Annotated in this window: 28 protein-coding genes; 27 read left to right on the forward strand and 1 reads right to left on the reverse strand. The window is 58.6% G+C overall.

Features of this window, described 5'->3' with window-relative positions:
* The first annotated feature begins 14 nt into the window (after nt 1-14).
* From B0E42_RS14770 to B0E42_RS14895, 26 genes are all read left to right on the forward strand, one after another.
* Nucleotides 15-422, forward strand: a complete 408-nt coding sequence (locus B0E42_RS14770) for an invasion protein B family (protein WP_033062704.1) — start codon at nt 15-17, stop codon at nt 420-422.
* Nucleotides 419-1,705 carry a type III secretion system ATPase SctN gene (gene sctN / locus B0E42_RS14775; protein WP_077506724.1) on the forward strand — a complete coding sequence of 429 codons (1,287 nt, stop codon included), beginning with the start codon at nt 419-421 and terminating at the stop codon, nt 1,703-1,705. Before B0E42_RS14770 ends, sctN begins: the two co-directional genes overlap by 4 nt.
* On the forward strand, nt 1,689-2,144 hold the full coding sequence (locus tag B0E42_RS14780; RefSeq protein WP_053186769.1) for a type III secretion protein: 456 nt from the start codon (nt 1,689-1,691) through the stop codon (nt 2,142-2,144). Before sctN ends, B0E42_RS14780 begins: the two co-directional genes overlap by 17 nt.
* Entirely contained in the window at nt 2,141-3,049 is a 909-nt protein-coding gene (locus B0E42_RS14785) for a type III secretion effector protein (protein WP_077506725.1), read from the forward strand. Before B0E42_RS14780 ends, B0E42_RS14785 begins: the two co-directional genes overlap by 4 nt.
* On the forward strand, nt 3,046-3,969 hold the full coding sequence (locus B0E42_RS14790) for a FliM/FliN family flagellar motor switch protein (RefSeq protein ID WP_077506726.1): 924 nt from the start codon (nt 3,046-3,048) through the stop codon (nt 3,967-3,969). Before B0E42_RS14785 ends, B0E42_RS14790 begins: the two co-directional genes overlap by 4 nt.
* Nucleotides 3,962-4,621: an EscR/YscR/HrcR family type III secretion system export apparatus protein gene (locus tag B0E42_RS14795; RefSeq protein ID WP_077506727.1), complete on the forward strand. Its 660-nt coding sequence runs from the start codon at nt 3,962-3,964 to the stop codon at nt 4,619-4,621. Before B0E42_RS14790 ends, B0E42_RS14795 begins: the two co-directional genes overlap by 8 nt.
* Before the next feature lie 8 nt (nt 4,622-4,629).
* Nucleotides 4,630-4,884 (forward strand): EscS/YscS/HrcS family type III secretion system export apparatus protein, encoded by a 255-nt coding sequence (locus B0E42_RS14800; protein ID WP_014337351.1) that lies wholly within the window; start codon nt 4,630-4,632, stop codon nt 4,882-4,884.
* Between the two features lie 4 nt (nt 4,885-4,888).
* Complete coding sequence (gene sctT, locus B0E42_RS14805) at nt 4,889-5,683, forward strand: type III secretion system export apparatus subunit SctT (RefSeq protein WP_018608706.1); 795 nt, start codon at nt 4,889-4,891, stop codon at nt 5,681-5,683.
* Entirely contained in the window at nt 5,658-6,692 is a 1,035-nt protein-coding gene (locus tag B0E42_RS14810; protein WP_018608704.1) for an EscU/YscU/HrcU family type III secretion system export apparatus switch protein, read from the forward strand. The genes sctT and B0E42_RS14810 overlap by 26 nt, the downstream gene beginning before the upstream one ends.
* A 279-nt stretch (nt 6,693-6,971) precedes the next feature.
* Nucleotides 6,972-7,454 carry a type III secretion system translocator chaperone SicA gene (sicA, locus tag B0E42_RS14815; protein ID WP_018608702.1) on the forward strand — a complete coding sequence of 161 codons (483 nt, stop codon included), beginning with the start codon at nt 6,972-6,974 and terminating at the stop codon, nt 7,452-7,454.
* Nucleotides 7,455-7,456: 2 nt separating this feature from the next.
* Nucleotides 7,457-9,226, forward strand: coding sequence for a type III secretion system translocon subunit SctE (gene sctE, locus B0E42_RS14820; protein WP_077506728.1), 1,770 nt, complete (start codon nt 7,457-7,459; stop codon nt 9,224-9,226).
* 24 nt (nt 9,227-9,250) lie between these two features.
* On the forward strand, nt 9,251-10,348 hold the full coding sequence (locus B0E42_RS14825; protein ID WP_077506729.1) for an IpaC/SipC family type III secretion system effector: 1,098 nt from the start codon (nt 9,251-9,253) through the stop codon (nt 10,346-10,348).
* A 13-nt stretch (nt 10,349-10,361) separates the two neighbouring features.
* Nucleotides 10,362-11,468 (forward strand): IpaD/SipD/SspD family type III secretion system needle tip protein, encoded by a 1,107-nt coding sequence (locus B0E42_RS14830; protein ID WP_077506730.1) that lies wholly within the window; start codon nt 10,362-10,364, stop codon nt 11,466-11,468.
* Between the two features lie 129 nt (nt 11,469-11,597).
* Nucleotides 11,598-11,807, forward strand: a complete 210-nt coding sequence (locus tag B0E42_RS14835; RefSeq protein ID WP_256578313.1) for an acyl carrier protein — start codon at nt 11,598-11,600, stop codon at nt 11,805-11,807.
* A gap of 43 nt (nt 11,808-11,850) precedes the next feature.
* The gene (locus B0E42_RS14840) at nt 11,851-12,237 is read left to right on the forward strand and encodes a hypothetical protein (protein ID WP_139353159.1); all 387 of its coding nucleotides are present in this window, start codon (nt 11,851-11,853) and stop codon (nt 12,235-12,237) included.
* A gap of 14 nt (nt 12,238-12,251) precedes the next feature.
* Nucleotides 12,252-13,613, forward strand: a complete 1,362-nt coding sequence (locus B0E42_RS14845; RefSeq protein WP_256578311.1) for a hypothetical protein — start codon at nt 12,252-12,254, stop codon at nt 13,611-13,613.
* A 313-nt stretch (nt 13,614-13,926) separates the two neighbouring features.
* A complete protein-coding gene (locus B0E42_RS14850; RefSeq protein ID WP_174599579.1) occupies nt 13,927-15,186 on the forward strand; it encodes a winged helix-turn-helix domain-containing protein in 1,260 nt (419 codons plus the stop codon).
* Nucleotides 15,183-15,647: a transglycosylase SLT domain-containing protein gene (locus B0E42_RS14855; RefSeq protein ID WP_053181442.1), complete on the forward strand. Its 465-nt coding sequence runs from the start codon at nt 15,183-15,185 to the stop codon at nt 15,645-15,647. Before B0E42_RS14850 ends, B0E42_RS14855 begins: the two co-directional genes overlap by 4 nt.
* A 146-nt stretch (nt 15,648-15,793) precedes the next feature.
* Complete coding sequence (locus B0E42_RS30225; RefSeq protein WP_139353160.1) at nt 15,794-17,011, forward strand: hypothetical protein; 1,218 nt, start codon at nt 15,794-15,796, stop codon at nt 17,009-17,011.
* Nucleotides 17,012-17,143: 132 nt separating this feature from the next.
* The gene (locus B0E42_RS14865; protein ID WP_077506732.1) at nt 17,144-18,316 is read left to right on the forward strand and encodes a PrgH/EprH family type III secretion apparatus protein; all 1,173 of its coding nucleotides are present in this window, start codon (nt 17,144-17,146) and stop codon (nt 18,314-18,316) included.
* 7 nt (nt 18,317-18,323) lie between these two features.
* Nucleotides 18,324-18,584, forward strand: coding sequence for a type III secretion system needle filament subunit SctF (gene sctF / locus B0E42_RS14870; protein ID WP_018608684.1), 261 nt, complete (start codon nt 18,324-18,326; stop codon nt 18,582-18,584).
* Nucleotides 18,585-18,642: 58 nt separating this feature from the next.
* On the forward strand, nt 18,643-18,951 hold the full coding sequence (sctI, locus tag B0E42_RS14875) for a type III secretion system inner rod subunit SctI (protein ID WP_053181429.1): 309 nt from the start codon (nt 18,643-18,645) through the stop codon (nt 18,949-18,951).
* Entirely contained in the window at nt 18,948-19,670 is a 723-nt protein-coding gene (locus tag B0E42_RS14880) for an EscJ/YscJ/HrcJ family type III secretion inner membrane ring protein (RefSeq protein ID WP_077506733.1), read from the forward strand. The genes sctI and B0E42_RS14880 overlap by 4 nt, the downstream gene beginning before the upstream one ends.
* Nucleotides 19,657-20,223, forward strand: coding sequence for a secretion system protein (locus tag B0E42_RS14885; protein WP_077506734.1), 567 nt, complete (start codon nt 19,657-19,659; stop codon nt 20,221-20,223). Before B0E42_RS14880 ends, B0E42_RS14885 begins: the two co-directional genes overlap by 14 nt.
* A complete protein-coding gene (locus B0E42_RS14890; protein ID WP_077506735.1) occupies nt 20,195-20,902 on the forward strand; it encodes an oxygen-regulated invasion protein OrgB in 708 nt (235 codons plus the stop codon). The genes B0E42_RS14885 and B0E42_RS14890 overlap by 29 nt, the downstream gene beginning before the upstream one ends.
* Nucleotides 20,892-21,329: a hypothetical protein gene (locus tag B0E42_RS14895; protein ID WP_235862389.1), complete on the forward strand. Its 438-nt coding sequence runs from the start codon at nt 20,892-20,894 to the stop codon at nt 21,327-21,329. The genes B0E42_RS14890 and B0E42_RS14895 overlap by 11 nt, the downstream gene beginning before the upstream one ends.
* A gap of 177 nt (nt 21,330-21,506) precedes the next feature.
* On the opposite strand, the gene B0E42_RS14900 is transcribed toward B0E42_RS14895, so the two are convergent.
* Complete coding sequence (locus B0E42_RS14900) at nt 21,507-23,018, reverse strand: hypothetical protein (RefSeq protein ID WP_256578312.1); 1,512 nt, start codon at nt 23,016-23,018, stop codon at nt 21,507-21,509.
* A 218-nt stretch (nt 23,019-23,236) separates the two neighbouring features.
* Here B0E42_RS14900 and B0E42_RS14905 point away from each other — a divergent pair, with 218 nt between their 5' ends.
* A complete protein-coding gene (locus B0E42_RS14905; RefSeq protein WP_018608672.1) occupies nt 23,237-24,256 on the forward strand; it encodes a quinone-dependent dihydroorotate dehydrogenase in 1,020 nt (339 codons plus the stop codon).
* Nucleotides 24,257-24,520 lie beyond the last annotated feature (264 nt).

Below are 24,520 nucleotides of genomic sequence, written 5' to 3' on the forward strand. Positions count from 1 at the left end.
AGGAAATTTTACCAATGGTACCAACGGATATCGCCGGGCTATTACGCGAAGCGCTGCGACACAGCGGCTGCGTAGACAGTCAAATAGGGCATTTCGACAGCCACAGCACGATAGAAATGCAGATGAAAAATCTGCCGGATATCAGTGTGGCTGAGGTGGAAGGTGATGTGTGGGTCTGGGCGGCGGTCGCCGAAGCGACGCCATCGTCATTGAATTATTGTGCTTTCGACCTGCTGCAGTTCCTGCTCGAAGGCAACCCGTTTTCCCGTACCGGGCAATTGCACTTGTGCGAAGTCGAAGGGCGGCTGGAGTTGCGTTTTATGGCTAGCGCCTATGCCTTGAACGCTGCCGAGCACTTGGCCCAAGCGCTGGATTCCTTCGTGCAAGCCATTGAACGGCTGTTGGAAATCCTGCGTCGATGAGCATCCACCTGGAAAGACGGGCGGCCCATCCCTTGCGTTTGAGCGGCCCATTGATCGAAGCGGCGCTGCGGGAGGTGGTGGTCGGCGAAATCTGTGAAGTGCGCCGGCATTGGCGTTCGCACCAGGTTGCCGCCCGGGCGCAGGTCATCGGCTTCAAGCCTGGTGCGGTGCTGCTCAGTTTGCTGGGCGAGGCGAAAGGCTTGTCCCGGGAGTCGATGATCGTGCCCACTGGTTCGACCCTGCAACTGACCTGCAGCGATGCCTTGCTCGGCAGTGTGGTCGATCCCCAGGGCGTTATCGTCGAGCGCCTGGCGCCGTCGACAGCGGTGGCCCAGCGCGACTGTCCGGTGGATGCCGCCCCGCCGTCGTACCAACAACGGCGCCCGGTGGTGGAGCCCTTGCGCACCGGCATTCGGGTCATCGACGGTTTACTGACCTGCGGTGTCGGCCAGCGCATCGGCATTTTTGCCGCCGCCGGCTCCGGCAAAACCACCTTGATCAACATGCTGATCGAACACACCGACGCGGATGTTTTCGTGATCGGCCTGATTGGCGAGCGCGGGCGCGAAGTGACCGAGTTCATCGAGCATTTGCGCCAGTCGCCCCAGCATTCCCGTTGCGTGGTGGTGTACGCCACGTCGGATTTTTCCTCGGTGGATCGTTGCAACTCGGCGCTGCAGGCCACCACCATCGCCGAGTATTTTCGCGACCAGGGCCGGCGCGTGGTGCTGTTGCTGGACTCGTTGACGCGCTACGCCCGCGCTCGCCGCGACCTGGCCTTGGCGGCCGGTGAAGCACCGGCGCGGCGCGGCTATCCGGCCTCGGTGTTCGATGCCTTGCCGCGCTTGCTCGAACGTCCGGGCGTGACCGCGTCGGGCAGCATCACCGCCTGGTACACGGTGCTGCTGGAAAGTGACGACGAGCCGGACCCGATCGCCGAGGAGATTCGCTCCATTCTCGACGGCCACGTCTACCTCAGCCGGACCCTGGCCGCCAAGGGGCACTACCCGGCCATCGATGTCTTGCGCAGCGTCAGCCGGGTGGCGACGCAAGTCACCTCGCCACAGGTCCGGCAACTGGCGGCCGCGACCCGGGACACCCTGGCGCGTCTGGAACAACTGCAGGTGTTTCTCGACATGGGCGAGTACAGCCCGGGCGTGGACGCGGCCAATGACCACGCGCTGCAACGTCGCGAAGCCCTCAGCCAGTGGCTGCGCCAGCCGACGGATCAGTGCGTTGAACCGGATGAAACCTTGCGGAGCCTGCATGAACTCATTGCTTGATCGACGGCGCCTGCTGGCCTTCAGTCAGTTGCGTCGGCAACGCGGCGAGCAGGCGCTGTTGCGCGTCCAGCGTCAGTTGCAGCCGCTGTTGCAGGAACAGTCCGGTTTCGAGGAACAGGAGGCTGCGCTGCAACGTTTGTTGAGCAGCCATCGGGCCAATGACTGTGTGCTGGATCACGGGCAGTTGTTGGCGCTGTTGCGGACCCAGGCGGTCATCCGTCGGCGCATCGATCTGCTGCGCGTCGAGCGTGACCGCGTGGATCAGCAGCGCCGGCAGGTCGAGCAACAGCTGCAGGTGCAGCGCGAACAACTGCGCGGGCTGCAACGCAAACACGACAACTATGAGCGCGCTGTCCAGCAGCTGTTGCGTGGGCAACGGTTGGAGGCGGTGCGCCGCGAAGAGCGAGAGCTGGAAGAGTTGATTGGAGTTCGGCGATGAAAGAGGTCTGTGTGCCGCCAACCCGTCTGGTCCACGCCTTGGAACCGGTCGACGAAGACCCGCTGGATGAGCTGCAAGATCTGCTCATCCCGGTGCCGGAGGATGAGCTGCCGCAAGGCGTGCTGGACCTTGTGGTTGCGCTGGTTCGGCAGCAGCGGCCCCCGATGGAAACCGCCCGTGTGCCGGCCTGGCAGGCGATGAGCGTGGGGCAGGAAACGCAGGCGCTCGATCGTGATGAAACGCAGCCGATTGCCCGGGAGACGCGGGCGGTTGAACCCTATGGCAGACGATTGCCCGCCCGGGAAACAATCGCTGTTCCACAAGCAGGTCCATTGTTCAGCGAGCCCACGCAACGTCCGTCACCGCAACGCCTGCCGCCTGTTGTTGCTGTCATCGATAAAGCCACAGTGCCGAGGGATGGGGTGTCGATCGAGCCGCTACCAATGGCCCCTGTCATTGTTCCCCGTGCACGGTCGGCCCCCCGTATCGACGAACAGTTGCCTCAAGCGCCGTTGAGTTTTCAGGGCGCGCGCCATGGGTCACCGGTTGCACCGGTGGCGCTGCCCGCACCAGCGCTACCGCCAGCGTTGCCGCCAACGCTACCGCCAGCACTTGAGGTCATGGTCGAGGCCTTGCCGGACACGGGCCGGGGCTTGCTGCAAATACCGTTCAGTCGAGGGGCCGCCAGTGGACAGATCACGATCAGCCGGCTGCCTGAAGAGCCCACTCGGAACCTGACGCTCAGCCCAAGCAATGCCCTGGTGCTCGAGCAGCTCAAGGCACCTTTCGAGCTGGCCCGGGAGCCAGCCTGGCGCTTGGCTGACAGTGGCGGCGAGCAGCCGCGCCAGGGCTCGCATCAGGCGCCGGATGAGGAGCAGGACGAACAGGGCGAGCGTCCGGCATGAGCGCGTTGCAGTTACGGCGGGTCGACCCTCTGGCGCATGCCCAGGCCCAGGCGATTCAACGCTGGCGGCGTGCCGGGCGCGACGCGGGGTTGGGCAAGGTGCCAGAGCGCTCCGGCTATTTGCGGTTTTGCGCCCAGGGTGACGGCGGCGAGTGGCAGGGGCTGATCGTGGCCCATGATTGGCTGCATCGCGCGCTTCCACAGTTGCGGTCTTTGCTGACGAGCGAAACGTCGTGGACGAATGTCCTCGGATTGTTTCGCGCCGCGCCGCACCCCTTGCTGCTGGAGGTGGATGAGCTGCACTACCGGGCGTTGTCCGACATCGAAGGCGTCGCCCCGGCGCGATTGCCAACCCGCGACCTGCCATGGCTCGACACCCCTCGGGGACGGGTTTGGTTGCTGCAACTGCCGCCGGCACGTTTTGCCAGCGAGCGCTTGGACGCCGACTCATGGCTGGATGAATTGCCGTTGCACCTGGAGCTGATTCTCGGCGTCAGCCACCTGAGTCTTGCCAGCCGCAGACGCCTGGGTGAGGGCGATGTCCTGCGCGTCGTCCAGCGCACTCAACGGTGCTGTCTGGCCAACCGTTGCCTCGGCACTTTTACCTTTACCCAAGAGGGGCTACACATGCAACCGACTGTGACCGATACCGATCCAGAGCAGCCGCCGGAGTCTGGCGCGGCCATCGACCTGGGCGCGCTGCCGGTGCGCCTGGAGTTCCTGCTCGCCACCCATCAAACCGACCTGGCGACGCTGTCGCGCATCATCGAGGGACAACTGATCCCGTTGGCCGAAGATGCCGCGCGGCACATCGAGGTGCGCGCCAACGGCAAGCCGGTGGCCCAGGGGGAACTGGTGCAGTTGGACGGCCAGTTGGGGGTCGAGTTGTTCAAGGTCTATAGAGCAGGCGCCGATGAATGACGTCTCGCTGATCGCGCTGCTGGCGTTTGCTTCGCTGCTGCCGTTCCTGGTGGCGGCGGGCACCTGCTACCTCAAGTTCTCCATCGTCTTCGTCATCGTGCGCAACGCGTTGGGCCTGCAGCAGGTGCCATCGAACATGGCGCTCAATGCGATTGCCCTGATGCTGGCGATTTTCGTCATGACGCCGGTCATGAAGCAGGGCCATGACTACTACAAGCGCGAGGCGGTGACCTTTACCGACATTGCGTCGGTGGTGGACTTCGCCGAGAACGGCCTGGGCAGCTACAAGGATTACCTGCGCAAGTACACCGACCCGGAGCTGGCGCAGTTCTTCGAGCGGGCCCAGGCGTTCCAGGCTGAAACCGACGCGGGCCTGCCTGCCGATGAAGAGGTTGAGGCCTCGCTGTTTTCGCTGCTGCCGGCCTATGCGCTGAGTGAAATCAAAAGTGCTTTCAAGATTGGCTTCTATCTGTACCTGCCCTTCGTGATCGTCGACCTGGTGATCTCCAGCATCCTGCTGGCACTGGGCATGATGATGATGAGCCCGGTGATCATTTCCGTGCCGATCAAACTGGTGTTGTTTGTCGCACTGGACGGCTGGGCGTTGCTGTCGACCGGGCTGGTCAAGCAATACCTGACCTTGCTGGCCTAGGTGCACCGATGAACGATCTGGTCTATGCCGGCAACAAAACCTTGTACCTGATCCTGCTGATGGTGGCCTGGCCGATCATCGTCGCCACGGTGGTCGGCCTGGTGGTCGGGTTGATCCAGACCGTGACGCAGTTGCAGGAGCAGACGCTGCCGTTTGGCTTCAAACTGTTGGCGGTGGCGGCGTGCCTGTTCCTGCTTTCGGGCTGGTACGGCGAAACCTTGCTGGATTTCAGTCGTGAAGTCATTCGCCTGGCGTTGAGTTAGGCCGATGTCGGTGGCGTTGTTTTTCGAGCTGTACGCCTGGTTCGCTGCGGCGGTGTTGGGTGTGGCGCGTCTGGCGCCGATTTTCTTCATGTTGCCGTTTCTCAATAGCAGCGTGCTGACCGGTGTCACGCGCCAGGCGGTGATCGTGCTGGTGGCGCTGGGCTTCTGGCGCTACGTCGGCGTGCCTACGCCAGCCCTCGACAGCGTGGCGTTCCTCGGTCTGGTGCTGCGTGAGGCGGGTATTGGCGTGCTGCTTGGCGTGCTGCTGGGCTGGCCGTTCTGGGTGCTGCATGCCATGGGCAACCTGATCGACAACCAGCGCGGGGCCATGCTCAGTAGCACGGTGGACCCGGCCAATGGTGTCGACACCTCGGAGTTGGCGAATTTTCTCCAGTTGTTTGCCGCGGCGGTTTATCTCGAAGGTGGCGGCCTGTTGTTGATGCTCGAAACCGTCGGCCACAGTTATCGCCTTTGCGCGCCAGCGAGCAGTTGTGAGCTGCACCTGCCTGCACTCTATTCATTGCTCGATGCACTGGTGAGCAAGACCCTGGTCATCAGTGCGCCGGTGGTGGCGACCTTGCTGGTCAGCGAGGCGCTGCTTGGGTTGCTCTCGCGGTATGCGCCGCAAATGAATGCTTTTTCGGTGTCGCTGACGGTCAAGAGCCTGGTGGCGCTGGTGGTCTTGATGCTGTATTTCGGCGTGCATCTGCCGGACGAAGTTCTGCGCATGGGCATGCTGTCCGACGGCTTGGCGCAGTATCTGGAGGGCGGAGATGTCATCCAGCGCCTCGAAGACTGAAAAGCCCACCGCCAAGCGCCTCAGGGATGCCGCGCGCAAAGGACAGACGTTCAAGGCCAAGGACCTGGTCATCACCTGCCTGACCCTGTGTGGCATCACCTACATGGTCTTCAACAGCTCGTTGATCGAGATCATGGAGGTCTACCGGCGCATCATCGCCAGCGATTTCGACGCCGACCTGCAAGCCTACTCGGCGATGCTGGTGCTGGTCGGCCTCAAGGCATTGCTGCCATTGTTGCTGGTGTGCGTGCTGACCAGTGCCTTGCCGGCCTTGCTGCAAAGCGGTTTTGCCTTGGCCAGCGAAGCGTTGAAACTGAATCTGGGCGCGTTGAACCCGGTCAATGGCTTCAAGAAGCTGTTCAGCCTGCGCACCGTCAAGGACACCTTCAAGGCGCTGTTGTACCTGGGCAGTTTCGCCATGGCGCTGTGGATTGTCTGGCTGACCCAGCGGCAATTGCTGTTCGCCCAACTGTTCGCCCAGGCGCCGGCGTTGTTCGCGATCTGGGGGCGTTTGCTGCTGGTGTTGGTGCTGGCATTCCTGGCCTGCGTCCTGTTGATCGTCGTACTCGATGCCCTCAGCGAATACTGGTTGTTCATGAAAGACCAGATGATGGACAAGGATTCGGTCAAGCGTGAACACAAGGAGCAGGACGGCAACCCGCAGATCAAGGGCCGTCGCCGCGACTTGCACATGGAGCTGTTGTCGGAGCAGGTCAAATCCGATGTGCGCAGCTCGCGCATGATCATCGCCAACCCCACCCACATTGCCATCGGCGTGTATTTCCGCCCGGAGATCACGTTGCTGCCGTTTATCTCCCTGATGGAAACCAACCAGCGCGCCCTGGCGGTTCGAGCGTACGCCAAGGAAGTGGGGGTGCCGGTAATCAACGACATCGCCTTGGCCCGCCGCATCTTCAAGACCCACCAGCGCTACAGCTTCCTCCAGGTGCAGGAAATCGAGGAGGTGCTGCGGCTGTTGATCTGGCTTGAGCAGGTTGAGCAGGCGTGAGGCCAGGCACAGCCAGGCACAGTCCTTTGTGGTGGGAACCTGTGGGAGCAAGGCTTGCCCGCGATGCAGCCGCCTCGTACTTGCGCAGACCGCATCGACTTTATCGCGGGCAAGCCTTGCTCCCACATATAAATCCCCTCGCCACAAAAGCACTCTCATCAGGCAGGAGGTTCGTGTGCGTTTCAACGGCGGCATGAGCGCAATTTGGCAGCGGCCCTGCCGACATTTTGGCCCAATGCATCGGTCAGCGACGCTGGCGTTTTTTCAGGAGTGTGGCTGATGAGTCGCGATAACAAACAAGACGAGCAGGTGGCCCTGGACGTCGTCGATGCAGTGCTCGGTGGTGCGGCGTTGAAAGACGTGCAAGGCATCAGCGACGAGCACATGGGCAGTCTCTATGCCTTCGCCTTCCAGTTCTACGAACAGGGGCGATTGGACGATGCCGAGAAGTTCTTTCACTTCCTGTGCATCTACGACTTCTACAACAGCCATTACTGGATGGGACTGGCTGCGGTGCACCAACTCAAGCAAAACCACCAAAAAGCAATCGACCTGTACGCGATCGCCTTTGCCCAGGGCAAGAACGACTATCGGCCAATGTTGTACACCGGCCAATGTCACTTAGCCCTGGGTAAGGTCGGCAAGGCCCGGTTGTGTTTCGAATACGTGCTCGAGCAAGCCACGGAAGACGATCTGCGCGAGCAGGCCAAGGTGTATCTCGACACCCTGGCCCACATGGAACAGCACTGTTCGGAGGACTGAACATGAGTGAAATCAGAAACACCCCAAGCCCCGCATTCCAGGGCGCAATGAGCCGCAGCGAGGCCTTTGAAAAATACGGCGCGGCGGCCAGCAAGGCCGCCAGGACCGCGGATTTTCAGGAGGCCGGCCAGAAAGCGCTGGCGGACCTGATGTCAGTGAAATACGAAGGCCACGACGGCCCGTCCGCCGCCAGTACCGGTCGGCCCGCATTACACCCGCCTGCGCCGCGCGCCGATGGCAATAAACAGGAAACCAGCGGCGATCTGTTCACGTTATTGATGGCGATGATCAGCGAGCTGATCGGCGAGGTCGACGTCAAGAAACTGAAAAATCGCCTGGCGATGCTGCAGAGCATGGCTGGCGCCAAGCAACAGGCCCATGAAAACCTCTCGGCTGAATACACCGCTGCCGTCGAGGCCATGACGGCGGCCGAGGGCAATGTCGGCAGCAGCCAGGAACACCTCGAACAACTGCGCGATAGGGTCTTGCACTTCCAGGGACTGCTGGATGAAAGCGAGGCGCGGCTGGCGCAACTGGACCCTCAGTCGCCTGAATATGCACAGGAGCTGGCCCGTCGCGACCAGCTCAAAGGCGAAGTGGCGAACCATACCCAAGCCTTCAACGTGGCGACCGATGCGCATCTGAAGCTGATTGAGATCGCCACCGCCTGCGCCAAGGCTGTGGGCACGGTATTCGCGAAAGTGGTCTCATCCAGCGTGAACAGCTCGACCCCCAAGCCGACCGATGAAAAGGCCCTCAGCAGCAGTGCGCTGGCGTTGTTGAACCGCTTGAAAATCATCGAACTGCTCGGCGAGTCGGCGCAGAACAAGGAGGAGCTTAGCCAAGAGCTGTTCCAGGAACTGCAGGCCAGGCTCCAGGCGCACATGGAGCGTGAATCGGAAAAATACCTGGAGGAAGTGCGCAAGGCCGAGGCCTTGCAAAAAACCATGGGCTGCATCGGCAAGATCGTCGGGGCGATCCTGACGGTCGCGACCATCGCCGCCGGGGTCCTGACCGCTAACCCGGTGCTCATCGCCGTGGGCGTGGTCGGCGCGGCCGTGATGATTGCCGACTCGGTGATCCAGGACAAAACCGGCGTGTCGTTCATGGCTGAAGCCATGAAGCCACTGACCATTGTCATGCAAGAAGCTATCAAGCTGTTCACCGAGATCTACACCAAGTTGCTGAGCGGCCTGGGCGTTGATGAAGACACGGCCAAGAAAATCGCGCAGATCGCCGGCATGATCCAGGGCATCGCTTCTACCTTGGCGGCTGTCGCGTTGGTGGCCGTGGTCGGGGTGCAGGTGATCGGGCCGATGGTCAGTGCCATCGCTTCGAAACTGGCCTCGGTGGTCGCCCAGGCCACGCCTGCCGCGATGCAAGCGATGAAGCAAGTGGCAACTTCGGTCGGTAACACCTTGACCCAGATGCTCACCCAGTTGCGCGGGTTCATCACCAATGGTGCTGATCCGGTATTGCTGGCGCGTTACGCCGCCAACCTGGAGATCGCCCAGGCCGTTACCGAGTTCGGCAATGTCGCGGTGCAGGGCGGGCTGCAAATCAAGAGCGGCCAGCACCAGGCCCAGGCCGCCGTGCACCTGGCCGATGTGCGGGTACGCATGGCCATCAGTGAGGAGATCAGCGCCTACCTGACCCAGGTGGTCGAGAACTATGGGCAGGCGATGCAGGAGCGAACCCGGCAAATCGAGCATTTGTTTGCCGATATGCGGAGTCACGATTCCGTCATCCTGAAAATGGTTCGGAATGTTTGAAATCACGGACAACAGGTATCCACGATGACCACTATTCACGTTCCAACCGCAATCGCTTTCCCTGTCATTGATCACGACCGGATCAATGGCGCCGGGCTGGGCAAGTTGATTGCCCAAGAGCCATTTTCAAAGCACAAGTCCCTTGAGGGGGCGTCGATCCTCGACCAGATCGCCGCAAAGCAGATACTCCAGAACGGCCCCTTCGCAGCCCCTTCTGCTGCGGAGCTGGAAAGCCGGATCAATGCCTATCAGCCCACCGAAGCGGATCGGGAGGACTTCTCTGAAGCCAAGTCCATGGTCGGCGATGATGTGCGCAACGATCTGGTTTTCGACCCGGGCGCCTGGGAGAAACACGCCAACGTACTGGTGGCCGCGATCATCGCCCTGAACATCGCACGAGTCGCCAATGCGCAACTGCGCGGCCATTTCAGTGTCATGGCTTCCGAGGCGGCGAAGTCCCAGGGCGCGGCCATCATCGAGTCCGGCAAGGCGGCGCTGAACAGCGCCATTACCGCCGCGGTGGTGTCCGGCGCCATCGCCGGGTTCGCCATGGTCAAGACCTTCCAGGGCCAGGCGATGAAGCATGCGGACATCGACCTGCATCGCCGCAACGCCATGGACGCGGGCAACCTCGAACGCGACCTCAAGCTGGAGCGCAATCGCAATGAGTGGAGCCCGGACACCACTTACAAGATCAAGACCCTCGATGATTTTGCCCGCCCGACCACCGTCGACTTCAAACCCAAGGGCTCGACACTGACGAACCAGGAACAGGCCTGGTTCGACGGGGAAATCCTCAAGGCCCAGAAGGTTGGTCAAACGTCCGACTGGCTGAGCCAGATGGGCAGCAAGGGCATCGAAAAGAAACTGGAAATCGGCCGCGCGCTCAATGCCATGTCGATGAGCATGAGCCAGGTGGTGGCGAAGATTGTAGGTCTGGATGAGTTCAAGGCGCGTGCAAAAGGAGAGCTGATGCAAAGCGTGCAAAACACCCAGAAGAGCCTGAGTGACGGGATTGGCCAGAAAGACGCGGCCGAGGCGGCGTTGGTGCAGAAGCTGATGGAGATGGTGATGCAGCTGTTTCAATCGCGCAGTGATGTTATCCGTGCCGTGACGGCGTGAAGGAGAGAGGTCTATGGAAATTACCCAATCGATTCGTTCGCCTATCGTATTGCTGCCGAACGTAGAGGCCATCACGGATACCGCGTCGCCTGTGGACGTACCCGCTGAGATTCAAACGGTCAGTTCCCTGACGAATCTACTCGATCGGTCCATGAACGCAATGAATCGCAGCCTGGGCCATTTGCTCAAGTGCCCGTCAATCATCGCCAAGCCTCTGGAAGGCACGGCCGCCGAGACCACAGCACAACACCTGATCGCGGAGTTCGTCGAACAGATCCACTCCAAGCGTGACCGAGCGCAAATGTGGGCCGTGCAGGTGCGCCAGTGCTGTGCGGTGATGACCCACAGCCAGAAAACAGGGCCCTTGGATGAAAGTCAGCGCCAGCCGCTCAATGACGAACAAAGCAGGATCCTTCGCGCCCTCCAGGAACATCTGGAAGAGCAGAAGCCCCGTGAGATCGCGGAGGCTTTGGATGCGACGATCAACTCATCGAATGACTTCTTTGAAAAACTGCTCGAACTGATCGACCTGATCAAGAACGGTTACCTCGCCGGCTACGAGCACATCATTGCGGCTTATTCGGACTTCTTTTCCGACTTCAACAGCGAAATCACCGCGATGATGAAGGACTGGATCGAAGGGGCGAACGACGGCAAGGAGGTCAAGTTGAATGTGGGCGCGTTGCGCAATGCATTGGATAGACTGATCGCAAAATATTCCCTACCCAACTCCGCTGCCATCCTCTTTCCCAAACCACCTGAAACAGGCGCAACTAAGGAAGAGGCGGAAAACTGGCTCAAGGCACTGGGCCTACCTGCGAGTTGCCTCAAGCAAAATCCCGCCCCAAACGGTCCTTGGTGTGTCGTCATCGACACCGGGCCACTGACAACGATGAAAAGTAGTCTGCCGTCGGGCGGCGGCACGGTGACCTGGGATACCGCCAAATTCAACGCCTGGCAAACCGGCTTCAACGCCCAGGAAGAACGCATGAAAAACATGCTGCAGTCGTTTACGCAGAAGTATTCGAACGCCAATTCTTATCATGACAATTTCAATAAGACGTTGTCGGCGCATTTGAATCAGTTTGCGGATATGTTGAGGGCGATGTTGAATTTTTGACGGATATCAAAATAAGCGATCCGTTCCGGTGTTCAGTGTGAGTCTGTTTTTAATTAATAAAACTAGCTTTTTGTCGTAATCTAAACGTTGGGTGGCGCTGTGTGTGATGTTGAGCGACAGATCATTGAAGTGCTGTCAGTTTTTTTTAGCGGTCACTATAAAATTGAACTGGACTATCGATTGGTTGAGGATTTGCATGTTGATTCCTTGGAGGTCGTTGAAATTGTCATGGTGTTGAATGAGAGACTCTGTATCGAGCTGACTGGAGAGATGGTGGCGAAATGGGAGACTGTGAGAGATATTTGTTATTGGGTTGTTTTTTGTAAAGAAGAGGGGTGAGGAATAAGTGGATGGGGGTAGCATCTTTGGTGGGGGAGTTAGATTGCTGGTTGACGAGTTTGTAGAGGTTTTAAAGACTAATTATGGTGTAAGTGATGTGTTTGTTGATGAGTTTAATGCTGTTAGCTTGAAGCTGGAGGGTGAACTTTATTTCTACTTTGAAGTTGGCGCTACAGCTTCAGTAATCATGTTGTTTTTGCTGCGATTACCAGCCGTGATGACAGAAGCGGAAATTTATGCAGCTAATGAGATTGTGCAGTCTCAAAGAGATGGAGTGGTGGGTGGTGTGGCGCAATTGCCCGACTGTGAGCTGGTTTACTTTAATATGATTGAGGATGAGGTAGGTGTTGAGCTGTTGTTGGATGTGCTGAGTGGAATGGTTGAACGTTGGAAAGACGTTGTGGTTTGTGTTGATGTGGTTAATTACTGAAGGTGAGGTTTGTTATGCTTAATGTATCATCAGCTCTTTCTCTCTCACGGGCGTCAAGTTTCACTTGTCTGGCTGTTGAAGTTCAGGCCAATATTTTGCGCGGTGCGAATGCCACCTCGGTAGAACAGCGTGAAAAATTAAATGCTATTGCTGGGTACCTAAAGGAACAAGGAAAGCAGTTATCGGAAACCTCAGATGACGGCTTTAGGGTGCGTTCTAATTCTACCAATCTACCGTCAAAAAATATTCGGGACTTAAGGGGACGAAAGCAGGAGAAAAATTTAAATGTGTTCGATCATAGCCCTTATAAAGAAAAGGCCAGCGAGAACAAGAAGCTTGAACTGATTGTCGGGAAAAATCTGAGCTGCAACGCCGAGCTTGCTTCGATTGCAAAAACGATCAGGGAAGTGACAGGAAGTCCGATGAAGTTCGCTGATTTCTCTCAGCGGCAACAAGAAAAAATCAGAGAGGAAAGTTCTCATATTGGAGGCGCCAAAGAGTTAATGGCCGATATGGATACATTGGATGCTCATGTTTTAGCGACTCTTGTGAAGGCGGAAAGCGAGGAGTATGACCTAGGTGACATGGAGCGGAGGAAATGTATGTTCAACCACGTTCGCTCGCCGGATAACCCAATTTATCCTTGGAATAGTCATCGATTTGATCTAGAGGTTTTTGAGGTGACGAACCCTATACAGTACACCGAAAATATTCGCAATCTTATTGCCGATAGATGGAGTGAGCTTCTTGCCAAAACGGAAAACGTCGAAAATTATTTATTTGATAAGATAGGGGTTTCATCTGTAAATTTGCAGGACGGTATTTTAAATATAATTCAAGGCCTCGATGGGGCTGACAGAAAAAAATTATTGAAAGACATTTTGCATATCAACTGGAGTACGGAGACGTTCATTGAAGATGAAAAAAATGATCGTTCGGCCAACCCGTTAGGGGCTGAGTTTCGACAACACACTACAGGTGCGAAGACGAACGTTGTCAGAGTCTCGGATAAAGAGGATAAAAATGTCAATAAATGGGTTTATGAAGCAATTGTGTACGGTAAGCCGGTTACGTCTGGGCCAAGTGGGCATACACTTCGGTACTTGAATCATTATGCTATGTGCAGTGAAATGCATAATTTGTCAAATTCAATGCTTGGAAAAATGCCTTCTCTACAGGAAGCGAGGCTAGTCATGCTCGCGAATTTGATGGCTCCGAAAGATCATCACTCCTATCATGAGATAATGCTTGCTTCCATAGGTGTGTTCAATGGGGAGGAGGTTCTGGAATACAATAACAAAGACTCGTATGCTGACATCGCTTCCGTACCTATTGGGGCTGCCGCGTTAGAAGTTGCAAACGCTGAAATGTCCTAAATATTACATTCTCTAAGTATATCAATTGGCGTTTGAGTTGGATTTTTGCTAAATAGCTCAAAACTATGGGTGTTGATTTTTTATATGCGTGGAGGATGGTATGGCTTTATTGGGAGGGCGCTTCTATGCGGGTGTCGGCTTAACCCAGGCTTGACCTACAGTCTATGTCGTACTTTCCTACGTCAATATATCTGAAGTTCCTACGGAATCCCCCCACGCATCTTCCTATAGTCACGCAGCTCGCCATCCCGAGCCTGTGCCTGCCACAGGCTCAATCGCGCTTCAGTAACTTTCTATAGAGAAGTCTCAACGTATGGACAGTGCAACTGATCAAACCCCAGCCAAGTCATTCGTGTTTGACCACTGGCTACTGCAAAGCGATGGAACGCTGATGCGAGATGGACAAGGAGTTCATGTTCCACCCAAAGAACTGCACGTGCTGCGCCTCCTGTTGAAGTCAGCAGGCACGGTCGTGAGTAAGGATTATCTGCTTGATCATGTCTGGCCGCGGATGGATGCGGCGGAGGAGTCGTTGACCCGTTGTATCTATGCCTTGCGCAAGTTGTTCAAGGAGCACAAGGGCTACATTGCGACGGTTTACGGCCAGGGTTATCGGTTCACCGGTTCCGTGGTCGAGCTCGACGTGACGAGCCAGGCGAGGGCGGCGGCGCCGTCGTTGGCGGTGTTGCCTTTTCGCAATCTGGACGAGATCGCGGCGCTGGATCTGCAGGATCTGATGATCCGCCAACTGACCACGGCGTTCGGCGAGGCGCTGCATGTCATTCCCTCGGGGGTGATCGCGGCCTGCGGGGCGTCGGGCGATGTGCGGTCGTTGGCCGGGCGGTTGTCGGCGGATTATTGCTTGAACGGTCGCTTTATCGGTGCGGGCGGGTTGCAACACTGGTCGATCGAGTTGATTCGTGGACGCGACCAGGCGTTGCTGCATGGCCAGACGCTGGACGCCTGGGATCCGGGGGAGGCGCTGGGCGCATTGACCTGCCTGGTTGCCCAGCGCGTACCGGGGTTGCGTCCGGTTGGCGATCGCTGCGGGTCCTATCCGGTGGCGGTGGCGTACCTCAATGGGTTGTGCAGCGTGCAGCAGCACACGGTGCAAAGCCTGCGCGATGCCCAGGTGCTGTTCGGGCAGTGCTTGAAACTCGACGCCGGGTACGCGCCGCCCTGGTGTGGCTTGGCCGATGTGTGTTTGGGGCGGGTGATGATGGGCCTGGGTGACCCGGTACGTGCAATCGAGGAGGCACATGCGGCGGTGTCCAGTGCCTTGGCGCTGGACCCTGGCAGCCTCCCGGCATTGACGCGCCTGGCGTTGCTCACCAGTTTGCGCGGTTGCGAGCAGGCGGCCCAGGTGTTGTTCCGCCAGTGCCTGTTGTCGGCCGATCAGGCGGACGTGTTGTACTTTCATTCCTGGCATCACTGGTTCTGGCGGCGCAACGAGCAGGCAACGCAGATGATCGACCAGTGCTTGGAGCATGATCCGGGTTGTGTCCGGGCGCAGATCTTGCGCGTGCGCATTCACGAACAGCTGACATGGATCGGCGAGAGGCGCTTGGCATGAAGCGGCGCCGCAAAACCTGGTTGTGCCTGCCGGTGTACCTTGGCCTGGGCTTTGGCATGGCCCAGGCGCATGCCTGGTGCTGGAACAAGGCGGGACAGATGCATGCCATCGAACCCGAATTGCTGCAAGCGATTGCCGATGTGGAATCGGGCCTGCGCTCCGATGCCATCAACCACAACCGCAACGGCACTCGCGACATTGGGCTGATGCAGATCAACAGCATTCATCTATCACGCCTCAGCGCCGAGGGCGTTACCGAGCAGCGCCTGCTGGATGAGCCTTGCCTGTCGGTGGAAGTCGGGGCGTCGGTGCTGGCCGGTTTTATCGCCCGCTATGGCTATAACTGGACGGCGGTCGGTGCCTACAACGCTGGCAACTCGCCCCATCGCCAAGCCGCGCGGCTGCGTTATGCGCGCAAGGTCTGGCAGCGCTATCAGGTGATCACTCGCGGGCGAGAGTGATGGCGTCATGAGGGATTCTGATCCTATGCCACCACGCAATCGGCAGAATTGGATCAGGAACCCTGCGGTCCGGCTTTTTAATATGCTCGGCCCACTTGATTGCCCGCATTATTGCTAAGGCGTGGATAATTAAATATTAGGTTCTAATGAAAGTAGCAAACATTCGGCAGACAGGTATCGTTTGCAAAGATAAAGATCCCGATCCAACGAGTCTGGCAACAGTCTTGAGTAAAACAAGGCAAAGCAGCAATCACTTATCGTTACCAGTAAAAGGCTCTGAGGCTGAGCCTGGTTCGAAAGTCGCATCTTCTCATATTGACCCGGCTCGACGCTCCGATGTTGATGACGTAACCGCTGAGTTAGCGTTATCCCAGACAGTGGCTGCAAGAACCCTTCTTTATTTTCCTGGGCATTGCCTTGTTCAAGAGCTTGGTGAGGTGGCCGCAGTGTTACGTGAACTTATTCGGGACCTAGGTTCCGAAGATCAAAATACTGTGAGTAAACGTTTGTTCGCAGATGGAGGGTTACTCGGGGGTAAAAAAATAGAGGTGCTGTTCGATTCTCTTACTCGAGTAGGGAACGAACAAATGGCCCCCTATACATCGGAAGCTGCCACGGGGTTAGATCGGGCGGTGGTCATCGCCTTGATGGGGGATATTGGAGAGCTCTACGCAGGCACTGCTGTCAAAGGCAGCGAGAGGGAAGTCCAAGAGCAAGCGGATGCTTTAAAGAGTTTTAATGATCTGATGAGGGGGCGAGGGTTAGCTGCGCTGTCGGATGAGGCCATCCATGGTATCCACAGCAGGGATGGCTTTTATAAGCCTGGGCCTCTGAAGAAAGTTGAGCGCAGCCGACCATTTGAAAAACTTTCCCATCTGAATGGAATTCACAATTTTGGTGAGGCGGCTGACAGGCGCATCGGCATCGCACAGGAGGAAAAAATTCCAGGAGTTGGATGGAAGATTGCACATATTAGTGTTGATCGGATACGCGATAGTATCGAACCCTTGGCTGGACATATGTCGGGCTCGCCGGTGGAAATTTTGCAAGTTTGGGATATGTTACGAGGCGATGCTCATGAATTGCAATTTTTTGACATGATAAGCAAAGGCAATCTACAGGGTGATATCTCAATGGAAAGAAAAGACCAAAAACTTGCACGGGCGTCGGGCGCGGCGGCTTTTCTTATCGGCTTGGGCTATCACAGTGCAGTGGAAGTGTCAGAAACGATACTGTTATATATGGGGCAGACCCTGAGAGTAATTCTGGATAAGCCTGAACACGATGCGGCGCAAGTTTTTGGTCACGGCGCCGCGACTAGTTTGATTTGTGAGCTCCTAGAAAAACAGGCGCGCACTCATTAACTGATATCAGCGTTATGAGCAGTCGCTTAATTCTGATCCTATGCCACCACGCAATCGGCAGAATTGGATCAGGAATTCTGCGGCCGGCCTTTCTAACCTACCTGCTCATTCGACCTTCCTGGAGTTTGGACGGTGACAGTCCCTACGGCCCCCACGCTACAGCCCTGCATCCTGCGGATCCTCAACGGTCCGTTGCAGGGCTGCGAATTCCCGCTCGGCGAGGGCACGACCCTGTTCGTCGTCGGGGCAGTGGAGGTGTTGGGGGACGGCGCACGTGTTGCCAGCGTGCCGGCGGATGCGATCTTCGTTCCCCTGGAGGAGGGTGGCTGCAATTTCGAGGTACTGGCCGACCAGGCCACGCCGGACGGTGTGCCGGTGCGCTTGCTCGGTGATTCGATCGAAGTACGTCACTGCGTCTTCCAGGCCCGTATGCAACTCGGCGGGTTGCAAGTGGCCTTGCGTCCAGCAGATCAATCCTGGGCGCCCGAGTGTCTTGGTCCGGCAGATAGCCCGTGCAATGCCGCCGTGTTCAGCGGATGGCGTGCCCATTGGACCCGCGGGATTGCCGGTGCTCTGGCGTTGGCTGCGTTGGTCTCTGTGGTCAGCCTCTGGTCGATGCCGGGGCCGTCGCCTGAAACCGATATTCGTGGGTTGATCGCCGGCGCCAGTGCGCCGGTCCAGGTGCTGCGCGGTCGTGATGAGGCGGTTTATGTCTTCGTGTCTTCCGAGCGCGATGCCGGTTGGAGCCGGCAGGTGCTGACGCGCCACGCCCGCCTGAACAGCGAGGTACTGCTGCTGGAGCAGGAGCGTCGCCGGTTGGAGCAACTGCTGGTCGACCATGATCCGCAACTGGCTTGGCATTTCCTGGATCTCAAGGATCCGTCGGTGCCGCGCCTGTTGCTCAGCGCACAACGCAATCTGCTCACGCCGGACAAGGAGGCCAAGCTGCTCGATACGTTGCTCGCGGCTGCGCCTTATGCCCGTGACGTGGTGGTGCAGAGGCAGGATGACGCGCTGCTCGCTGACCTTGCGCAGGGCGGTTTGCAGCGCCTGGCATTGACCTTCAGCCGGGTCGAACACGCAGATGGGGTCTCGTTCGCCATCGAGGGCAACCTGCAAGACGGCGAACTGGCCGCTGCGCGCCAGTACGTCGAAGATTTTTACCGGCAGTGGGGTGATCGCTACGTGCACTTCACGGTCGAGCTCAAGAACGATGCGCTCAAGGGCAAGTCGTTCCAAACCGGCCCGCAGGGCTACGTCAAGACGAGTCCTTCGTCTTGGTATTTTTCCAAACAGATACCGTAGGTGAGCAATGGCTGATATCGGTTTACCCATCAAATTTCCCGACGACTTCCTCGGCGACCAAGCCTCCGCGTTCGAGGAAGGGGCAAAGCTACTCAAAGTAGCTTTGGACGAAGCGCTTACAAAGCTGCAAGGCGATGCCTCTGATCCCGGATTGTTGGCGGCCTACCAGACCGCATTTTCCTCCTACACGGTGTTCCGCAACGCCCAGACCAACACGATCAAGGGCTTCAAGGATATCGACATGGCGATCATCCAGGCGGCCCGCTGACGCTTTTCCTTTCGACTGGCCATTGCTCGTGACGATGGCCATTTCATGAGTGCATCGTATGTCCATCCAGAATCTTGCCCCGTCGCTTATCGCCCGGTCCGCCTTCGTTGAATTGCGTGGCCCACAGGAAGGCCCGATCGTTTCCCTGGAGTCGCGCTTGATCGAGGCGTTTGCCGGTTCCGCCGTCGACAGCGCGCAAGAGGTCTCGGCGATCAATCAGCTGCTGCAACGTCCGGATATCACCGACCCTGAAGTATTGACCCAGTTGCTGGAGCTGACAGGGCAATACAACGTGGAGATCAACTTGCTCAACGTGCTGGTGCGCAAAGCCGTGGGCACGGCAGAAACCCTGTTGCGTGCTTCATGAAACCGGGCGTGCTTCTGCTGTTGTTGTGCCTGGCGCTGGTGGGGTGTCGCCAGCCGAACCTGCTGGAAGGGCTGGATCAGCAGCAGGCCAACGAAGTGCTGTCGGTGCTGCAACGCAACAACATCGCGGCGGTGAAAGTCGACACCGGCAAAACCGGGTATGCGGTGAAAATCGACGCCCGTGATTTTTCCGCCGCCGTTGATCTGCTCAATCTCTATTCGCTGCCTTCCCGGCCACGCCTGCAAGTGGCCGAGATGTTTCCGTCCGATTCCCTGGTGGCCTCGCCCCGTGCGGAAAAGGCCCGCTTGTATTCAGCGCTGGAGCAGCGCATCGAACAGTCGCTGAGTGTGCTCGAAGGCGTGGTGTCGGCGCGAGTCCATGTCAGTTACGACCTGGATGCCGGCGAGGGCGGGCGCAAGTCGCCGCCTATTCATCTCGCGGCGGTGGTGCTGCATGAGCGTGATGTCGAACCGCAATTGTTGATCACCGACATCAAGCGTTTTCTCAAGAACAGTTTTGCGGCGGTGGAGTACGAGAACGTCTCGGTGGTGCTGTCCAAGCGCTCACCGACCCAGCATGTCGCGCCGTCGGTGGCTGTGACGCGGGGGCATTCGCCGTGGCCGTGGTGGTTGGCGGCGATCAGCGCGGTGTTAGTGGCCGGTGGCGGCGCTTGGGTCTATCGCCAGTCAAGCGCAGGGCGGCGTGATGTCGGAGCTTGAGTGCCTGGAACAGATCCTCGCCGAGCCTTTGGCGTATCTGCACCCCCAGCGTCTGGTTGTACCGGCGGGATTCGAAGGCGTCGAGGCACGCACGTTGCTCAACCGGATCGTGCTCGAAGGGTTGGGGCTGCACGGCCCGTGGCCTTCGATGCCGTTGTCCGGCGTGGCGAAGCAATGGGTTCGCCATTGGCGACAATTGCCCTATATCGCCTTGCTGATGGGTGCCTATCGCTTGATGCCCGACCTGGCGCGCGGCGCTGCGCTGCAGTGCTTGCCCGTGTCGGTTCGTCGGTTTGCCAGCTTCAATCTGGGGGCTCGTGGCGGCCTGCCGGTGGAGTGCGTGCCGGTTTCAATGGCGCGGGTCGAAGCGGCCGGCCTCAATGCGTTGTGGAGCTGGGACGAGCACGTTCCTCATCTATTGCTCGAGCGCCTGAGCTTGCAGTTCTGCGAGCCGGTCGTTCGCTTGCATCGGCAATGGCCCGTGACGAAACCTGATCCAACCCTGTTCTTTTTGGCGGTGCAGCATGCTCGACTCCATCCGACCCCTGACTGACCTGCCCGCATGCGAAGACGTGCGCCTGGCTCGCGAAGACATTGCTGCCGCGCGCCGTCGTCAGCGCTTACAGCTGGAGGCCCAACGCCGCGCGCGGGAGTGTCTCGAGCAAGCGCACCGTGATGTCGAGGCGGTGCATGCACAGGCGTTCCAGCAGGGCTATGCCGAAGGCGTCCTGCGCGCGAGCGAACATCTGGCTGAAGGCCTGCTGAATTCGCAAACCCTGGGATTGCAATTGCGCAACGATCTGGCCCGGGCCGCTGGTGATCTGCTCGGGCAAGCCTTGAGTCGCCCCGAGTGGCTGGATGAAATGCTGGAACGTTGGCTGGCCGGGCAGGCGGGCGACTCGGGCGCGGTCCTGCACCTGTTGTTGCCAATGCATTGCCGTCCGCGCGGCCAAGCGCTGCGTGAGAGCGTGGGCAGGCGATGGAACGGCGAGCTGATCCTGGAATATCACCCGCAAGACCGCTATGTGCTGCGCCTGGCGGATCAACTGCTGGAGTTCGATGTCGAGGCGACCCGGGAACGGCTGGTGCCCCGGTTACTGGCGAGCCTCGCCAACCTGCCGGAGACGGTGCGCTTGTTGGATCAGGCCTCAAGGCAGGCGCTGGCGGATGTGTGCGCAAGCTTCACCGGTTTCGCGCCAACCGACACTGCCGAGGTTCGCCATGAAGATTGAATCCATGACGGTTTCCAGCCTGCTCGATCACGACGCGAATGAGTCGGTCCAGACCCTGGAATCGCGGCTGCTGGCGGCCCGCGAGCAAGCACCTGACAGCAAACGCCCCAATCCCGAGTTCGAACACTTGTATCAATTGCTACTGGCGATGGAGGGGCAGGGGGAAAAGGCGATTCATGAATTCCTCCGTACGTTGCGCGGGCCGGATGGCATGGCGGCGGCGTACCCCACCGCCCAGGCGTTGATGGCGATCACGCTGCAGGTTTTGGTGCGATTGAAGGACGATGGGTTGGAAAAGTCGCAGATCTATAAGGAGGTCAGCGGCGCCAATGGGTTGGCGTTCGCGATGGACCTGTTTACCAAAAGCTTTATGCGGGACGTGTTCCAGCCGATGGGGGATGAGGCTTGGGAGAAGAGTGAGTGGTAAAGAAGGCAAGACGGGCGATGCCTGTCTGTTAAAGGAAGAGAGGGTAAACGGTGATTTCGTGGCGAGGGAGCTTGCTCCCGCTGGGGCGCGAAGCGGCCCTTCCTTGGGGCTGCTGCGCAGCCCAGCGGGAGCAAGCTCCCTCGCCACGGTTACGCGTATTCCAGGCAAGCCGATGAGTCAGGCGTTTGCTGCGGGAGTGGTGCGTGCGTTGACGTAAGCCGTGCCGGGACGTACCGCGAACACGACGGCGGCGACCAGCGCGTTGGCGATATGGTCGACCATTTCTTTTGAAATGGGCAGGGTTGAAAAGTAGCGGGTTGCGGCGACGACGACGGCCATGATTATCTGGCCCACGGAGGTTCGTATCGCATTGGTGGACAGGAGTTGATTGGCCGCCTGCTCGGCAGTGGGCATTCGTACAGAAATGGGGTTGATCCGAAAGCCTTTTTCAGACGGGTTTTTTTGGAAGGCGTGCATTGCCTCGCCCATGAGCACTTGGCCGGCGACGTCGGCTCCGGCGTTGTAGACGCCCCGTAATACATCGTGTCCCAGTACCGGTTCCAGGGATTCGACAATTTGCTCGGCCCGGGCCTCAACCGACAGATTTGGATCATGCGGCGTATTGGCCTGTTGTTCCATCCAAGCCGACAGTTGAAAGGCCAAGCCTTCCGTTTCTGACGATGGAGGCTTGTTACCTTGGGCCATGGCATACCCGGCACCTGAGTGTGGGGCGGTGTAGTTCATGGCGGTGAAGGACAGGATCTGGAGCATACCGTTCAGCATGCCTGCGGCTGCCGTACCGCTGGGGTTGGGTTTTGTATTGTCGCCGGTGGGGCAAAACAGGCTCACCAGATCCTGGGCAAACGTGTAGAACAACATTTGCGAGCCGGAGGATGCCAATGCTGGCAGTGCGGAGGGCACGGCTATGGCAGCTGCCAGGGCCAAGGCCGATATTGTGAGGGTGATGAAACGTGCCAGGCGCGTTTCGGCGTTTGCGGTTCCATTGCACTCGTCCCTGATGGCGCCGAGGATATTCAGCAATGGGCCGATGCTCTGGGCAATCGCACCGATCACACTGCGTGTCAGTGGCGAAGCGGCATTGGATTGGAGGGTCTTTTCCATGGCGAATCCGACCAGTTGCCGGATTACCGTGAGGGTGCCGGTGACCAGGCCGGTGCGCAGGCTGGAAATGGTCAGGTTGCTGGCCCAGCGTCCGAGATCGCCTTCGAATTCGTTGCGGGTCAGTTTGCCCAGTTGTTCACCGAGGTATTCTAGGACGATTTGGCCGCGTTGTATGAATGTGTCGGAATTTGACGAGTGCCTTGAGCCTTCGAATTGCTTCAGGTTGGGAATTTCTAGCAGAGAGAAATCGTTGTTGGACGTTGAGTCGTCAAAATGGCCCTCTATCTGCACTGCGATGGTGTTGATGAATTCCAGCGTGGCGTTGTCGGCGCTGCTCTTCTGCTCGGTAATGATTGCATTGAGCGCTTCCTCGACGCTCATCAGCCCAAACTTCGCGTCTTGCGAGGAGAGTTGGCTTCTCTGCTCGGCAGGAATGAATTTATCGAGCATCTCTATAGTAGTGTGGGGTGATCCTCCTTCAATATTGATGACAGTGTCCGACTCTGGGCGAACGGGCTCGTTTGAACGGTATTGCGTGGCATGTGCGCTTGTGGGTGATATAGGCATTTTCTGCTCCTGCGTGGCGGAGGGCTGCCGGGGGGGCGTTGCAGTTGCATCGATCTTTTGCAGGCTTTTTGCGCTTCCAACTATCAAATAACGCTCAGAGGCAAGGGCCGCGGCGCGTCGAGGCAAAGATGGCCCCCGGAATCAAAGCGGTTCTCGCCGCTGGCGCTCCTGCTCGGTATAATCCCGTCACTTTTTATCGCCCAGAGTCAAACCCACCCATGTACACCCTGGCCCGTGAGCTGCTGTTCAAACTTTCCCCGGAAACCTCCCACGACTTGTCCCTGGACCTGATCGGTGCGGGCGGACGTTTGGGCCTCAATGGGTTGCTGTGCAAGGCCCCGGCGAAATTACCGGTGACGGTCATGGGCCTGGAGTTTCCCAACCCGGTCGGGTTGGCGGCGGGCCTGGACAAGAATGGCGCGGCCATCGACGGTTTTGCCCAGTTGGGTTTCGGTTTCGTGGAAATCGGCACCGTCACCCCCCGACCGCAGCCGGGCAACCCCAAGCCACGGCTTTTCCGCCTGCCGCAAGCCGAGGCGATCATCAACCGCATGGGGTTCAACAACCTGGGCGTCGATCATCTGCTGACTCGCGTGGCCGCGGCCAAATACAAGGGCGTGCTGGGCATCAACATCGGCAAGAACTTCGATACGCCGGTGGAGCGCGCCGTCGACGACTACCTGATCTGCCTGGACAAGGTCTACGCCCACGCCAGCTACGTGACCGTCAACGTCAGCTCCCCCAACACCCCGGGGCTGCGCAGCCTGCAATTCGGTGATTCGCTCAAGCAACTGCTGGCCGACCTGGCCCGGCGTCGTGCGGAACTGGCGTTGATTCACGGCCGGCACGTGCCGCTGGCGATCAAGATCGCCCCGGACATGACCGACGAAGAGACCACCCAGGTGGCCCAGGCCCTGATCGAGACGGGCATGGACGCAGTAATCGCCACCAACACGACCCTGGGGCGCGAAGGTGTCGAAGGGCTGGAACACGGTGACGAGGCGGGCGGTTTGTCTGGCGCGCCCGTGCGTGACAAGAGCACCCACACCGTGAAGGTGCTGGCCGCTGAATTGGCGGGGCGCTTGCCGATCATCGCAGCGGGGGGGATTACCGAAGGCCGCCACGCCGCCGAGAAGATCACCGCAGGGGCGAGCCTGGTGCAGGTTTACTCGGGCTTCATCTATAAGGGGCCGGCGTTGATTCGTGAATCGGTGGATGCCATTGCGGCGTTGGGTTGATTCAGGAACGGTCGGCATCTATTGATGCGAGCAAGTTGTGGGAGCAAAGCTTGCTCGCGATGCAGGCGCCTCGGTTCCAGTTAGACCGCGTCGTCTTCATCGCGGGCAAGCCTTGCTCCCACAGGGTGTCGCCACAACAGTGTTTGCAGCTCAACCTCTTGAAACCCAGGCATTAAAAAGGGCTCCTCGAAGGAGCCCCCTGGGCCGTAGCCCGCCGTCCGGATGGGACGTGCGTGGTTAAATCGATATGGGTGTCAAATTGTC

Origin of the sequence: Pseudomonas sp. A25(2017) (assembly GCF_002001065.1) — a bacterium.
Classification (GTDB): Bacteria; Pseudomonadota; Gammaproteobacteria; order Pseudomonadales; family Pseudomonadaceae; genus Aquipseudomonas; species Aquipseudomonas kilonensis.